Annotated in this window: 14 protein-coding genes; 9 read left to right on the plus strand and 5 right to left on the minus strand. The window is 67.8% G+C overall.

The genetic code is table 11. The annotated features are described in order from the left end of the window. Positions 1–32: 32 nt before the first annotated feature. From MLGJGCBP_RS26925 to MLGJGCBP_RS26935, 3 genes are read left to right on the plus strand one after another with little or no spacing between them, the layout of a single operon-like run. Positions 33–956, plus strand: coding sequence for a carbohydrate ABC transporter permease (locus tag MLGJGCBP_RS26925; RefSeq protein ID WP_087561370.1), 924 nt, complete (start codon positions 33–35; stop codon positions 954–956). Further along, positions 956–1891 (plus strand): carbohydrate ABC transporter permease, encoded by a 936-nt coding sequence (locus MLGJGCBP_RS26930; protein ID WP_160099294.1) that lies wholly within the window; start codon positions 956–958, stop codon positions 1889–1891. Before MLGJGCBP_RS26925 ends, MLGJGCBP_RS26930 begins: the two co-directional genes overlap by 1 nt. After that, positions 1888–4152 (plus strand): alpha-galactosidase, encoded by a 2265-nt coding sequence (locus tag MLGJGCBP_RS26935; RefSeq protein ID WP_160099296.1) that lies wholly within the window; start codon positions 1888–1890, stop codon positions 4150–4152. The genes MLGJGCBP_RS26930 and MLGJGCBP_RS26935 overlap by 4 nt, the downstream gene beginning before the upstream one ends. A gap of 75 nt (positions 4153–4227) precedes the next feature. Here MLGJGCBP_RS26935 and MLGJGCBP_RS26940 read toward each other — a convergent pair whose 3' ends face one another. After that, complete coding sequence (locus MLGJGCBP_RS26940) at positions 4228–4770, minus strand: DinB family protein (RefSeq protein ID WP_087561373.1); 543 nt, start codon at positions 4768–4770, stop codon at positions 4228–4230. Positions 4771–4881: 111 nt separating this feature from the next. Next, on the minus strand, positions 4882–5448 hold the full coding sequence (locus MLGJGCBP_RS26945; protein WP_160099298.1) for a hypothetical protein: 567 nt from the start codon (positions 5446–5448) through the stop codon (positions 4882–4884). Positions 5449–5722: 274 nt separating this feature from the next. On the opposite strand from MLGJGCBP_RS26945, the gene dnaK reads away from it, so the two are divergent. From dnaK to MLGJGCBP_RS26965, 4 genes are read left to right on the plus strand one after another with little or no spacing between them, the layout of a single operon-like run. Next, positions 5723–7567, plus strand: a complete 1845-nt coding sequence (gene dnaK / locus MLGJGCBP_RS26950) for a molecular chaperone DnaK (RefSeq protein WP_072937401.1) — start codon at positions 5723–5725, stop codon at positions 7565–7567. After that, complete coding sequence (gene grpE, locus MLGJGCBP_RS26955; protein WP_087561376.1) at positions 7564–8214, plus strand: nucleotide exchange factor GrpE; 651 nt, start codon at positions 7564–7566, stop codon at positions 8212–8214. The genes dnaK and grpE overlap by 4 nt, the downstream gene beginning before the upstream one ends. A gap of 22 nt (positions 8215–8236) precedes the next feature. Then, on the plus strand, positions 8237–9427 hold the full coding sequence (gene dnaJ / locus MLGJGCBP_RS26960; protein WP_160099300.1) for a molecular chaperone DnaJ: 1191 nt from the start codon (positions 8237–8239) through the stop codon (positions 9425–9427). Further along, positions 9427–9834, plus strand: coding sequence for a heat shock protein transcriptional repressor HspR (locus MLGJGCBP_RS26965; protein ID WP_072937428.1), 408 nt, complete (start codon positions 9427–9429; stop codon positions 9832–9834). Before dnaJ ends, MLGJGCBP_RS26965 begins: the two co-directional genes overlap by 1 nt. Positions 9835–9938: 104 nt before the next feature. Here MLGJGCBP_RS26965 and MLGJGCBP_RS50680 read toward each other — a convergent pair whose 3' ends face one another. Together MLGJGCBP_RS50680 and MLGJGCBP_RS26970 are read right to left on the minus strand one after the other, a co-directional pair. After that, complete coding sequence (locus tag MLGJGCBP_RS50680; RefSeq protein WP_167372165.1) at positions 9939–10085, minus strand: hypothetical protein; 147 nt, start codon at positions 10083–10085, stop codon at positions 9939–9941. Positions 10086–10132: 47 nt separating this feature from the next. Continuing rightward, positions 10133–10609, minus strand: coding sequence for a hypothetical protein (locus MLGJGCBP_RS26970; RefSeq protein ID WP_087561378.1), 477 nt, complete (start codon positions 10607–10609; stop codon positions 10133–10135). Positions 10610–10872: 263 nt separating this feature from the next. Between MLGJGCBP_RS26970 and MLGJGCBP_RS26975 the strand changes: the two genes are divergently transcribed. Both MLGJGCBP_RS26975 and MLGJGCBP_RS26980 read left to right on the plus strand, forming a co-directional pair. Beyond that, positions 10873–11508: a response regulator gene (locus tag MLGJGCBP_RS26975; protein ID WP_072937397.1), complete on the plus strand. Its 636-nt coding sequence runs from the start codon at positions 10873–10875 to the stop codon at positions 11506–11508. Position 11509: 1 nt separating this feature from the next. Beyond that, the gene (locus MLGJGCBP_RS26980) at positions 11510–12697 is read left to right on the plus strand and encodes a sensor histidine kinase (RefSeq protein WP_160099302.1); all 1188 of its coding nucleotides are present in this window, start codon (positions 11510–11512) and stop codon (positions 12695–12697) included. Between the two features lie 15 nt (positions 12698–12712). On the opposite strand, the gene MLGJGCBP_RS26985 is transcribed toward MLGJGCBP_RS26980, so the two are convergent. Continuing rightward, complete coding sequence (locus tag MLGJGCBP_RS26985) at positions 12713–13276, minus strand: type 1 glutamine amidotransferase domain-containing protein (protein WP_160099304.1); 564 nt, start codon at positions 13274–13276, stop codon at positions 12713–12715. Positions 13277–13301: the final 25 nt, after the last annotated feature.

Raw genomic sequence — 13301 nt, forward strand, 5'->3', positions numbered from 1 at the left:
GCCATCACGGTCCCGACAGGTCAGGTGAATTCATGACCAGCACAGTTCCTCCCCAGGCCGGAACCGAACCCAGGATCCCGGCGCCGAAGATCCGGCGCAGCCGCGGCGACCGGTGGACCATCGCCGTCATGCTCGGGCTGCCCGCCGCGATCGTGATCGGGCTGGTGTGGATTCCCACCGTCTTCACGGTGATCCTGTCGTTCGCCCGCTGGGACGGCATCGGCGGCACATCGAGCATCGAGTGGATCGGCCCGCAGAACTACGTCGACGCCGTCCAGGCGTACCCGCCGTTCCAGCAGGCGCTCCACAACAACGTCCTGTGGCTGGCGTTCCTCTTCGTCTTCCCGACGATCCTCGGCATCTTCCTCGCCGTGTTGCTCGACCGGGGCCTGAAGGGAAGCCGGCTGTACCAGAGCATCTTCTACATCCCCGTGGTGCTGTCGATGGCCCTCGTCGGGTTCGTGTGGCAGCTGATCTACTCCACCGACGGCGGCGTGCTCAACACCATCCTCGGCACGGACGTCGACTGGCTCGGCAACCCGGACGTCAACATCTGGGCCGTCATGGTCGCCGCGAGCTGGCGGCACACCGGCTACATCATGCTGTTGTACTTGGCCGGTCTCAAGGCCATCGACCCGTCGGTGCGCGAAGCCGCCCTGATGGACGGTGCCGGGCCGATCCGCACGTTCTTCCGGATCGTGTTCCCCCTGATGAAACCCACCAACCTGCTGATCATCGTCATCACCGTCATCGAGGCCCTGCGCGCCTTCGACCTCGTGTGGGTGATCAACAAGGGCCGCAACGGACTCGAACTGATCTCCGCCCTCGTCACCGCGAACGTCGTGGGTGAAGCGGGCCGCGTCGGATTCGGTTCGGCCCTGGCGACGATCATGCTCGTGATCTCGCTGGTGTTCATTGCCCTCTATCTCTGGATCGTGATGCGGAGCGACGACTGATGACCATGACGACACCCCTCGCCGACCGCAGTGCGCCCGCCGATCGGACCGGGCCCCGCAACAGGGCCGCGGTGGCCAACCGGCGCCGGCTCAGTGCCGCGCACGCGGCGATGTACCTCCTGCTCACCGCGCTCGCGTTGCTGTGGATCTTCCCGCTGCTGTGGGCGCTCTACAACTCGTTCCGCGACTACGACTACGTCCTCACCCACGGCTACCTGTCCGTAGGCGGCTTCACGCTGAGCAATTACACCGAGTCGTGGGAGGTCGGCGGAATCCCGCACTACTTCCTCAACTCGATGATCATCACCATCCCGGCGGTGCTGCTGATCCTGTTCATCGGGTCGATGGCGGCGTTCGTGCTCGCCCGGTTCCCGTGGAAGTTGAACGTGATCATGCTGGCGGTGTTCATCGCAGGCAACCTGCTGCCGCAGCAGACGCTGCTGACCCCGTTGTTCCGTCTGTACAACGCGATTCCGCTGCCGTACTGGATGAGTTCGTCGGGTTCTCTTTACGACAGCTACTGGGGACTGATCCTGGTGCACGTCGCATTTCAGACCGGCTTCTGCGTGTTCGTGCTGAGCAACTACATGAAGACCGTTCCCCCCGAACTGCTCGAGGCCGCGACGGTCGACGGCGCCGGCCTGTTCCGCCAGTACTGGCAGGTGGTGCTGCCGCTGTGCCGTCCGGCGCTGGCCGCGCTCGCGACGCTCATGATCACCTGGATTTACAATGATTTCTTCTGGGCCCTCGCGTTGATGGTCAGCGGCGACAAGCTGCCGGTCACCACCGCCCTGCAGAACCTGCAGGGCAGCTTCTTCACCGACACCAACCTGCTCGCCGCCGGATCGGTGCTCGTCGCGTTGCCGACGGTGCTCGTATTCGTCGCGCTGCAGCGACATTTCGTTTCCGGACTCACGATGGGAGCCAACAAGTGAGCGACACCGCCTCACCGCACGCATACGTTCACCTCACCGCCGGCGGCGTGTCCGTCGTGCTCGACGTCACCGGGGGCCGGTTGCCGGCGGTCGTGCACTGGGGTGCGGCGCTCGGCGACCTGAACGTCGGCGATGCCGTGGCCCTGGCGCAGGCGAACATCGAGCCCCTTGCGGGAAATGTCGTCGATCTTCCGGTGCGACTGTCGATCCTCCCGGAACACCACACCGGATGGGTGGGAAAACCAGGGATCGCGGGCCATCGGGACGGCACCGACTGGTCGCCGCTGTTCACGACCACCGCGCTGACCGTCGACGGGGCCGAACACCGGCCGTCCCCGGACGCGGAACTCGTCTCGGCCGGTGCGGGCACCGTCCGGGTCTCGGCGCACGACGCCATCGCCGAACTCGGGCTGACCCTCGACATCGAGCTGCGGCCGAGTGGTCTCCTGCGGGCGCGCGCCGAGGTCACCAACACGGGCAGCTCCTTCTACGTTCTCGACGACCTCCAGCTCGCGTTCCCGGTCCCGCCGCAGGCCCGGGAGATCCTCGACTTCGCAGGCCGGTGGGGGAAGGAACGGACCCCGCAGCGCCGCGAACTCACCGTCGGGATCCACGAACGCGAAGGGCGGAAGGGGCGCACCGGCCCGGACGCGGCAACGGTGCTCTCCGTCGGCGTGCCCGGTTTCGGTTTCGGCCGCGGTGAGGTGTGGGGCACCCATGTCGGGTTCAGCGGCAACCATCGCCACTACGCCGAGCGGCTCTTCACCGGTTTCCAGGTGGTCGGCGGCGGAGAACTGCTGCTGCCGGGCGAGATTCGGCTGTCCGACGGCGAAAGCTACGAAACCCCCTGGATCTACGGCGCCTACGGTGACGGGCTCGACGCCCAGGCCCACCGCTTCCACGACCATCTCCGGTCGCGGCCCACCCACCCGCGGCGCGCGCGCCCGGTCACGATCAACGTGTGGGAGGCCGTCTACTTCGATCACGACCTCGCCCGGTTGAAGGACCTGGCGGATCGAGCGGCCAAGCTCGGCGTCGAGCGTTACGTGCTCGACGACGGCTGGTTCCGGTACCGGCGCAACGATCTGGCGGGGCTGGGGGATTGGCACGTCGACGAGACGGTGTGGCCGGACGGACTGCACCCGATCATCGATCATGTGCGCTCGCTCGGCATGGAGTTCGGCCTTTGGTTCGAACCGGAGATGATCAACTTCGATTCCGATCTCGCGCGGGAACATCCCGAATGGGTCATGGCGACAGGCGGGCGCACGCCGGTGCCGTCCCGGAACCAGCAGGTGCTCAACCTGGGGATCCCCGAGGCGTACGACCACATCCTCGAGCGGATGTCCGCGATTCTCGGCGAGTACGACATCGCCTACATCAAGTGGGACCACAACCGCGACCTGATCGACGCGGGCACCGCCCCGCACGGGCGTGCCGGGGTCCACGACCAGACGCTCGCGACGTACCGGCTGATGGACGAGCTGAAGCGCCGGTTCCCCGGACTGGAGATCGAATCCTGCTCCTCGGGTGGCGCGCGGGTCGACCTCGGCATCCTCGACCGCACCGACCGCATCTGGGTCTCGGACTGCATCGATCCGCTCGAACGCCAGCAGATGAACCGGTGGACGATGCAACTGCTTCCCCCCGAACTGCTCGGCTCGCACATCGCGTCGGGGATCTCCCACACGACGGGCCGGTACCACCGGCTGTCGTTCCGGGCGGGGACGGCGCTGTACGGGCACCTCGGGATCGAGTGGGATCTCGCGACCGCCACCGACGACGAGAACGCACAGCTCGCCGTGTGGATCGACCTGTACAAGCGGCACCGGGAACTGCTGCACACGGGAACGATGGTGCGCGCCGACGAGATCGACCCCACCCTGCTGGTCTACGGTGCCGTCGCCGACGACCGCGCGGAGGCACTGTTCTTCCTCGCGTACGTGGGGCGGTCCGACGTGTCGCCGCGCGGCCGGTTCACGCTGCCCGGGCTCGACCCGGACCGGCGGTACCGCGTGCGGCCAGTCTTCGCCGGTGAACCGGACGAGGGCCTGAAACCGCCCGCCTGGTTCAACGTGCCGCCGCAGCCTCACCCGGCCGTCACCACCCTGCCCGGCGGCGGCCGAGCCGACGGACTGTCGGCGGGCAGCGAGGTTCCCGGCGTCTCGATGACGGGACGGGCCCTCGCCGTCGTGGGCCTGCAGACGCCCGCGTCCTTCCCCGACGACGTGGTGGTGCTGTCCGTGACCGAGGAGACGTAGCCACACACCGAGACGAGAAACACCTCACCGGAACCCGAAGCCGGTGAGGTGTTTTCGTCTGTGCCGTCGGGTGGGTCAGAACTCCATGCCCGCGTCGGCGCCCATCTGCCTGGTGGTGTTTCCGCCGTCGAGGGATTCCCGGATGATGTCGGCGTGACCGGCGTGGTGGCTGGTCTCCCGGATGATGTGCAGCAGGGTGCGGCGGACGGTCCACCACTGCCGCTCCGGCGCCCAGGGGGCGGTGGGCAGCGGAACGAGCACGTCCAGGTCGTCGAGTCCGGCCACGGCGGCCTCCGTCGCGCGGGCCACCTCGGCGTACTCGGCCAGCAGTCCCTCGAGGGTTTCGTCGTCCCGCATGTAGTACTGCTGCATCGACCACTCCATGTCGAACTCCGCGTTCTCGTCGGGTTCGAGAATGGTTTCGATCCAGTGCTTTTCCGTCTGGGACACGTGCTTGATCAGACCCCCGAGCGTCAGGTCGCTGACGGTCGAGCGCTTCCGTGCCTGTTCGTCGTCGATGCCGCGGATCGTGATCAGCAGGGTGGCGCGCTGCTCCTGCAGGATCTGGAGGAGGTCGGCGCGTTCGCCGGTGGCCGGGGAATTCTGCGAAGTGGTCATGAGAAGAACGATAGAAGCGATTGAGGTCAGAAACGGTCCTCATTAGGAAGGGCTTTTCGGGGTGTCGCTCGGCTGGGTGTCCTGTGTGGAGTAAGAAAAGCGCCGGCCGAGTCAGCGACTCGGGCGCAGCCACGGCGACACACCGGGAGCGAACAGCGCGAGCACTCCCACCACGACGAGGGCGCTGTAGGCGAGCGGCGCCCACTGCAGCACACCCGCGGTCGCGTCGCCGGCGTCGGACAGCAGCATCCACAGGCCCACCCCGCCCGCGGCGCTGAGGACGCCGACGACGGCGAGGGTGATCCGCCCCGCCGTCTTCCGCGCGCGCAGCAGTTGAATCCCCAGCAGTCCGAGCAGGATCAGCACGACCGCGATGGCGCCGCTGCCGATCAGCGTCAGGTTCACCGTGTCGGTGATGTCCGTCGCCGAGTCGCCGGGATTGTCCGCGGCCACCGACGCCTCGAGGGCGTCGCGGACCGCGCCGAGGTCGAGGGCGACGGCCCCGGCGATGCCGGCGAGAACGACGAACGATCCCACCCAGGCGGACAGCGACACCGCGACGGCCTTCGGGGTGGCGTCGGTGGGGGCGGCGCGCAGCGGGGTGACCGCGAACTCCGGGCGCGGCGGTACGGGTCGCGGCGGTGCCGGCCGGCGTGGCGGCTGTTCGGGTGTCGTCACGCTGCGATCCTATCGAGCGGTCGCCGGTAGATTGGCCGACGCGCACGGGACCGCGCCGGCGGCGCCGAAAGAAAATCCGGGCGGCCGGGAACAAATCTCCTCACTCCTCCTTTGAGCCCTACGACAAGATTGAGCGTGCTCGACTCAAGTTCGAATTGACTCCCGACGGTGTCGGAGTGCAAACTTGAGCGGAGGGCGCTCACTAAGCGCCAACATCGCAGTTCAGTACTGAACAACCTGCCCACAGGACTGCAAAACGGAAGTGAGGAACACTATGGCTCGTGCCGTCGGTATCGACCTCGGTACAACGAACTCGGTCGTGTCTGTGCTGGAAGGCGGCGAGCCCGTAGTGGTCGCCAACGCCGAAGGTTCACGCACCACCCCGTCGATCGTCGCCTTCGCCAAGAACGGTGAGGTGCTGGTCGGCCAGCCCGCCAAGAACCAGGCCGTCACCAACGTCGACCGCACCATCCGCTCCGTCAAGCGCCACATCGGCACCGACTGGAACGTGGAGATCGACGGCAAGAAGTACACGCCGCAGGAGATCAGCGCGCGCACGCTCATGAAGCTGAAGCGCGACGCCGAGGCCTACCTGGGTGAGGACATCACGGACGCCGTGATCACCGTCCCCGCGTACTTCGAGGACGCCCAGCGTCAGGCGACGAAGGAAGCCGGCCAGATCGCCGGCCTCAACGTCCTGCGCATCGTCAACGAGCCCACCGCGGCCGCACTGGCCTACGGCCTCGACAAGGGCGACAAGGAACAGACCATCCTGGTCTTCGACCTCGGTGGCGGCACGTTCGACGTCTCGCTGCTCGAAATCGGCGACGGCGTCGTCGAGGTCCGCGCCACGTCCGGCGACAACCACCTCGGTGGTGACGACTGGGACGAGCGCATCGTCACGTGGCTCGTCGACAAGTTCAAGGCTCAGAACGGCATCGATCTGACCAAGGACAAGATGGCCCTGCAGCGTCTCCGTGAGGCTGCCGAGAAGGCGAAGATCGAACTGAGCTCCTCGCAGAGCACGTCGATCAACCTGCCCTACATCACCGTCGACGCGGACAAGAACCCGCTGTTCCTCGACGAGCAGTTGTCCCGCAGCGAGTTCCAGAAGATCACGTCCGATCTCCTCGACCGCACCCGCGCGCCTTTCCAGGCCGTGATCAAGGACAGCGGCATCGCCGTCAAGGACATCGACCACGTCGTGCTCGTCGGTGGTTCCACCCGTATGCCCGCCGTCTCCGACCTGGTGCGCGAGCTGACCGGTGGCCGTGAGCCCAACAAGGGCGTCAACCCGGACGAGGTCGTCGCCGTCGGCGCCGCCCTGCAGGCCGGCGTGCTCAAGGGCGAGGTCAAGGACGTGCTGCTCCTCGACGTCACCCCGCTGTCCCTCGGCATCGAGACCAAGGGTGGCGTGATGACCAAGCTCATCGAGCGCAACACCACCATCCCGACCAAGCGGTCCGAGACCTTCACCACGGCTGACGACAACCAGCCCTCGGTGCAGATCCAGGTGTTCCAGGGTGAGCGCGAAATCGCGTCGCACAACAAGCTGCTCGGCTCGTTCGAGCTGGCCGACCTGCCGCCCGCCCCGCGTGGCGTGCCGCAGATCGAGGTCACGTTCGACATCGACGCCAACGGCATCGTGCACGTGACCGCCAAGGACAAGGGCACGGGCAAGGAAAACACGATCAAGATCCAGGACGGCTCCGGTCTGTCCAAGGAAGAGATCGAGCGGATGGTCAAGGACGCCGAGGCGCACGCCGAGGAAGACAAGGCCCGCCGCGAGGAGGCCGAGGTTCGCAACCAGGCCGAGTCGCTGGTGCACCAGACCGAGAAGTTCATCAAGGACAACGAGGACAAGGTGCCCGCCGACGTCAAGGAGAAGGTCGAGGCTGCCATCAAGGAAGCCAACGACGCTCTCGCAGGCACCGACATTGCGGCCGTCAAGACCGCGGTCGAGAAGCTGGCCACCGAGTCGCAGGCCCTCGGCCAGGCGATCTACGAGGCCAGTGCCGCCGAGGAGGCCGCCAACACCGACGGCTCCGGCGCGAGCGGTGCCGACGACGTCGTCGACGCCGAGGTCGTGGACGAGCCGTCCGACGCGGAGAAGAAGTGACGTCCGACAACACCGAGCAGGAACCGGTCACTTTCGTGGACAAGCGGAAGATCGACCCCGAGACCGGTCTCACACGGGACGCGGAACCGGTAGTGGAGCCCCTCGCGGGCGCCGCTGCCGCTCCGCAGCCCGGCTCGGTGGACGAAGGGGCCCTGTCGGAGACGGCGGCACCGGAGACGGACGAGTTGGCGGAGCGCACCGCTGACCTGCAGCGACTGCAGGCGGAATACGCGAACTACCGTCGCCGCGTCCAGCGCGACAAGCAGTCCGACATCGCGAACGCGAAAGCGTCCGTCGTCGGTGAGCTCATCGCGGTGCTGGACGACCTCGACCGTGCCCGCAGCCACGGCGACCTCGACTCGGGGCCGCTGAAGGGTGTGGCGGACAAGCTCACCGGCACCCTCACCTCGCTCGGTCTGAGCGAGTTCGGTGCCGAGGGCGACGCATTCGACCCGGCGCTGCACGAGGCAGTGCAGCACGAGGGCGAGGGTCACGACCCCGTTCTCGGCACGGTGATGCGAAAGGGCTACAAATTCGGTGATCGCGTCCTGCGGCATGCGATGGTAGCTGTGATCGACCGCGCCGGCGATGCCGACGCGAACACCCCCGACGGGGCGGCGAAGCCCGCCGCGTCGGAACAAGAGTAAGAGCGAGAGGAGGAGACGCCCAGTGAGCCAGCGGGAGTGGATCGAAAAGGACTTCTACAAGGAGCTGGGCGTCTCGTCCAACGCATCCGCGGACGAGATCAAGAAGGCGTACCGCAAGCTCGCCCGCGACCTGCATCCGGACGCGAACCCCGGCGACACGAAGGCCGAGGAGCGTTTCAAGTCCGTCAGCGAAGCACACGCCGTGCTGTCCGATCCGGCCAAGCGCAAGGAATACGACGAGGCGCGGCGGCTGTTCGCGAGCGGCGGCTTCGGTCAGGGCGGCGGCGGATTCAACCCCGGAGCCGGCGGTTTCGGCCAGGGCGGATTCGACATCAACGACCTGTTCGGCGGCGGCGGCGCGGCGGCCGGTGACGGCGGCCTCGGCGACATCTTCGGCGGCCTGTTCAACCGCGGTGCCGGCGGCGGTGGCGGCGGCGCGACCCGCACTACCAACCGTCCCCGCCGGGGCAGTGACGTCGAGACGGAGACGACCCTCGAATTCCGCGAGGCCACGCTGGGTGTCACGGTTCCGCTGCGACTGACCAGCCCCTCGCCGTGCACCACCTGCCACGGCAGCGGCGCCCAGCCGGGCACCAGCCCGCGAGTCTGCCCGCGCTGCAACGGGACCGGGATCGTCAGCCGCAACCAGGGCGCGTTCGGGTTCAGTGAGCCGTGCGACGACTGCCGCGGCACCGGATCCATCATCGACTCGCCGTGCGAGGTCTGCCACGGCAACGGCGTCACCAACCGGACCCGCACCATCACCGTCCGCGTCCCCGCGGGTGTCAGTGACGGACAGAAGATCCGGCTGGCAGGCCAGGGCGAGGCGGGCCTGCGCGGCGCGCCGTCCGGCGACCTGTTCGTGACGGTCCGGGTGCGTCCCGACAAGGTGTTCGGCCGCAACGGCGACGACCTCACCCTCGTCGTCCCCGTCAGTTACGGTGAGCTCGTGCTCGGAACCACTGTCTCCGTCCCCACCTTGGAGGGCCGGGTCGGTGTGAAGATTCCGGCGGGCACGGCCGACGGCCGGATCCTGCGCGTACGCGGCCGGGGAGTCCCCAAGCGTGCCGGTGGCGCCGGTGACCTGCTGGTCACGGTCAAGGTCGCGGTTCCGCAGAAGCTCGACGACCCGGCCACCGAAGCACTGAAGACCTATCTGGAAGCAGAGAAGGCCAGCGGATTCGATCCGAGGGCCGGGTGGGCTGGTGCCTGATGAGCGACACGACCGGGGATCCACGCGAAACCGCCGTTGATCCGGATGCCCAGATATTCGTGATCTCGGTGGCCGCGGAACTCGCGGGCATGCACGCCCAGACGTTGCGCAACTACGACCGGCTCGGACTGGTCACCCCGCACCGCACGTCCGGTGGTGGGCGACGCTACTCGCCGCGGGATGTGGCTTTGCTCCGCGAGGTGCAGCGCCTCTCCCAGGACGAGGGTGTCAATCTCGCCGGGATCAAGCGGATCATCGAACTCACCAACCAGGTGGAGGCTCTGCAACACCGGGTTCGCGAGCTGGCGGAGGAGATCTCGAAGGTCCACGCCGGTTACCGGCGCGACCTGGTGCCGATCCCGCGGAGCAACGCACTCGTTGTGTGGAAGCCACGGCACCAGCGCTGACCGGGCGTTCCGCCGTGTGAACCGGAACCGGTGTCGCACTGATCCTGTCGGAGTGGATCAGTGCGACACCGCATCCCCCGCCCTCCAGCCCCCCAGCCCCCGGCTTATCGGTCGCGGCTGCCCCAGCGGGGCCCGCGGCGGGTGTGTGAGCGTGGAATGTCCATCTGCTCGAGTCGTGCCTTGATCTCCTCGGTGCTCCACAGTGCCTTGGAGACGGTGGGGGTGGGGGTGGGGGTGACGTGCATGATCATGGTCTCGCTCTTTCGGGGAGTGTTCGGTGGATGGTTGTGGTCGTCGATCAGGGCTGGCCGTACAGGTGGTAGCCGGCGTTCATGTTCGGGTAGCCCGAGTCGATCCAGCTGCTGATGCCGTAGCCGTGGCCGAAGTTGCCGTCGATGCGGGTCCCGTCCACGTCGGTCGTGTTGTTGTAGTTGTCGGCGCGGAACACGGCCTGGGCACCACCGGGCAGTGAGTAGGTGGTGTCCACCTCGACGCCGTTCGGGTCGTTGGAATACGCCTTCACGATCTGGCTGCTGTGCGGGGCGAGGTAGTCCGACGGCGCCTGAATCCACTGCCCGTACGGGTTCGACGATCCTGCGAGGACCATCGGCAGGTCGGTGTCGTTGCTGATCGTCATCGCGATCGTCGGTCCCGACGTCGGCATCGTGCCCGCGGTGGCGACTCCGGCGGCCGCGACGGCGAATCCGGTGACGGCCAGGGCGGTGGCGGGCAGTGCGATGAAGAGGGCGATTCGGCGGCGGGCGTTGGTGCGCATGATGGCTTCTCCTGAGTTGTGACTCTTCGGGGGAACGTCTGGGGCCGTGGGGTTTTCGTTTTCCGATCACCCCGTTTTCCGGTGTGCACCAACTATGTCGCGAATCCGCGCCGCAGTCTGTCCACCGACAGGACCGAGGGCGGGATGAATCCGGTGTCCCCCGATCGGGGGACACCGGCGCCGCGAAGTGCTCCGCGCGGGCCCGGTCTCGTGAGAAAGTGAGCAATGGAATTCGCCGGAGCCGACACGGATCGGACCGCGCCGTGACCGCCGTGCGGGTCGTGGTGGGCGACGACCACCCGATCTTCCGGGACGGTGTCGTCCGTGCCCTCCTCGCGAGCGGCGACATCGAGGTGGTCGGCGAGGCGGACGACGGTGCGGCGGCGCTCGCCCTGATCCGCGAACTCGCCCCCGACGTCGCGCTCCTCGACTACCGGATGCCGGAACTGGACGGTTCGCAGGTGGCGGCGGCCGTGCGTCGTGCCGAACTCGCCACCCGGGTGCTGCTGCTGTCGGCGCACGACGAGTCCGCGATCGTCTACCACGCATTGCAGGAGGGGGCGGCGGGGTTCCTGCCGAAGGAGTCGACGCGGGCGGAGATCGTGAAGGCCGTCCTCGACTGCGCTCAGGGACGCGACGTCCTGCCCGCCTCCCTCGCCGTCGGGCTGGCCGGCGAGGTGCGGCGCCGCAGCGAACCGGTCGGGCCGGTGCTGAGCGGCCGGGAGAAGGAAGTGCTGGCGCTCATCGCACGCGGCCAGAGCATCCCCACGATCGCCGGGGAGTTGTACCTGGCGCCGTCGACGGTCAAGACCCACGTCCAGCGTCTCTACGAGAAGCTCGGGGTGAGCGACCGCGCGGCCGCCGTGGCCGAGGCGATGCGACGCGGTCTGCTGGAGTGACGTGCGCGAGACGTCGCAGAGTCGCGTAGTCCGCCGCTACACCACCGAGGCGGTCCGGGTGACCGCCATTCTCCGGTTACCGCTGATCGGGCTGATGGCGCTGCTCGGCCCGGTGATCAGCGTGACGCACTGGCAGCCCGACGTGTTCGCCGGGCTGCTGATCGGATATGCGCTGCTCTCGGCGGGCTGGCTGATCTTCGTCCTCGTCCGGGACGTCGGTCCGTGGGCGGGCTGGGTATCCACCGCCGCGGACATCTCCGCGGTGGTGGCATTGTGCATCGCGTCGGGCGGCGCGACGTCGGTGCTGCTGCCGGTGTTCTTCCTGCTGCCGATCTCGGTGGCGTTCCAGTACCGGCCGCGGCTGACGGCGATCGTCGGGGTCTGCACCGCCGTCGGGTATCAGGTGGTGTGGATCGTCTACTCGAAACGCGACGACCTCGTGGGTTTCCCCGACGAGGTGTACCTCTACTTCGGTTTCCTGTTGTGGCTCGCGGCCGCGACAACGGCGTTGTCGTACGTGCTGGTGCGGCGTTCCGCGACGGTCATCTCGCTGATGGACGTGCGCAGGCAGCTGATCGCGGAATCGATGGGCGCCGAGGAACGCGAGCGACGGCAACTCGCCGAGCACCTCCACGACGGGCCCCTGCAGAATGTCCTCGCAGCCCGGCTGGATGTGGAGGAGGCGCTGGAGCGGCACCCGGACGCGCAGCTCGACGCCGCCGAAACCGCTCTCCGCGAGACCGCGGCGCAACTGCGCTCCACCGTCACCACCCTGCATCCGCAGGTACTCGCGCAGCTGGGACTCACCGCGGCGCTGCGCGAACTCGCGGACCTGTTCTCCCGGCGCGGGGAGATCGAGATGTCGGTGAGACTCGACGACGTCGGTCACCCCGACTGCCAGGAGCTGCTCTACCGGGTGGCGCGGGAACTGCTCACCAACGTCACCAAGCACGCGGGCGCCACGACGGTCGAACTCGCACTCACCCGCGCCGATGGGCTGACCACGCTGACGGTCGCCGACGACGGCACCGGATTCGATCCCGCCGTCGTCCCGGAACGGGTGGCGCAGGGTCACATCGGACTGGCGTCGCACATCGTGCGGGTCGAGAGCCTCGGCGGCACCTTCGACGTCACGTCCTCGCCCGGATCGGGCACCCGGGTGGTGGTGACGGTCCCGGATTCCGGCTGACCAGACCCGTCGGGTTCACTGCGGGTGGCGGCCCTCGGCGAATTCCTCGACGATCTTCGCGCAGAACGCGGGGAGATCGTCCGGATTGCGGCTGGATACCAATCCGTTGTCGACCACCACTTCCTCGTCGACGACGGTCCCGCCGGCGTTGCGGATGTCGGTGCGCACGCTCGGATACGACGTGAGAGTGCGGCCGCGGACGACATCGGCCTCGACGAGCGTCCACGGTCCGTGGCAGATCACGCCCACCGGTTTGCCCGAAGTGACGAAGTCGCGGACGAATCCGACGGCCGCCTCGTCCATCCGCAGGTGGTCGGGGTTGGTGGTGCCGCCCGGCAGGATCAGTGCGTCGAAGTCGCCGGCGGACACGTCGCCGACGACGGCGTCGACGGCATAGGTGCCTGCCTCGTTCACATCCGAGTTCATCGCCTGGATCTTGCCGGGGGACAGCGAGATCAGCTGCACCTGCGCGCCGGCCTTCTCGACGGCGGTGCGGGGTTCGACGAGTTCGACTTCTTCGACGCCGTCGGTGGCGAGGATCGCGACCTTCCGGCCGCGCAGTGTGTCTGCCGATGTCATGGGTAATTCCTTTCGACGGGAAGGG

This window comes from Rhodococcus sp. T7 (assembly GCF_009872365.1).
In the GTDB taxonomy this organism is placed as follows: domain Bacteria; phylum Actinomycetota; class Actinomycetes; order Mycobacteriales; family Mycobacteriaceae; genus Rhodococcus_F.

Coding starts and splice junctions, on each gene's coding strand:
- MLGJGCBP_RS50680 (WP_167372165.1), bottom strand. CDS start 10,085: ATGATCATGCACGTCACCCCCACCCCCACCCCCACCGTCTCCAAGGCA.
- MLGJGCBP_RS26940 (WP_087561373.1), bottom strand. CDS start 4,770: ATGACCACTTCGCAGAATTCCCCGGCCACCGGCGAACGCGCCGACCTC.
- MLGJGCBP_RS26925 (WP_087561370.1), top strand. CDS start 33: ATGACCAGCACAGTTCCTCCCCAGGCCGGAACCGAACCCAGGATCCCG.
- MLGJGCBP_RS26965 (WP_072937428.1), top strand. CDS start 9,427: ATGAGCGACACGACCGGGGATCCACGCGAAACCGCCGTTGATCCGGAT.
- MLGJGCBP_RS26930 (WP_160099294.1), top strand. CDS start 956: ATGACCATGACGACACCCCTCGCCGACCGCAGTGCGCCCGCCGATCGG.
- MLGJGCBP_RS26970 (WP_087561378.1), bottom strand. CDS start 10,609: ATGCGCACCAACGCCCGCCGCCGAATCGCCCTCTTCATCGCACTGCCC.
- MLGJGCBP_RS26985 (WP_160099304.1), bottom strand. CDS start 13,276: ATGACATCGGCAGACACACTGCGCGGCCGGAAGGTCGCGATCCTCGCC.
- dnaK (WP_072937401.1), top strand. CDS start 5,723: ATGGCTCGTGCCGTCGGTATCGACCTCGGTACAACGAACTCGGTCGTG.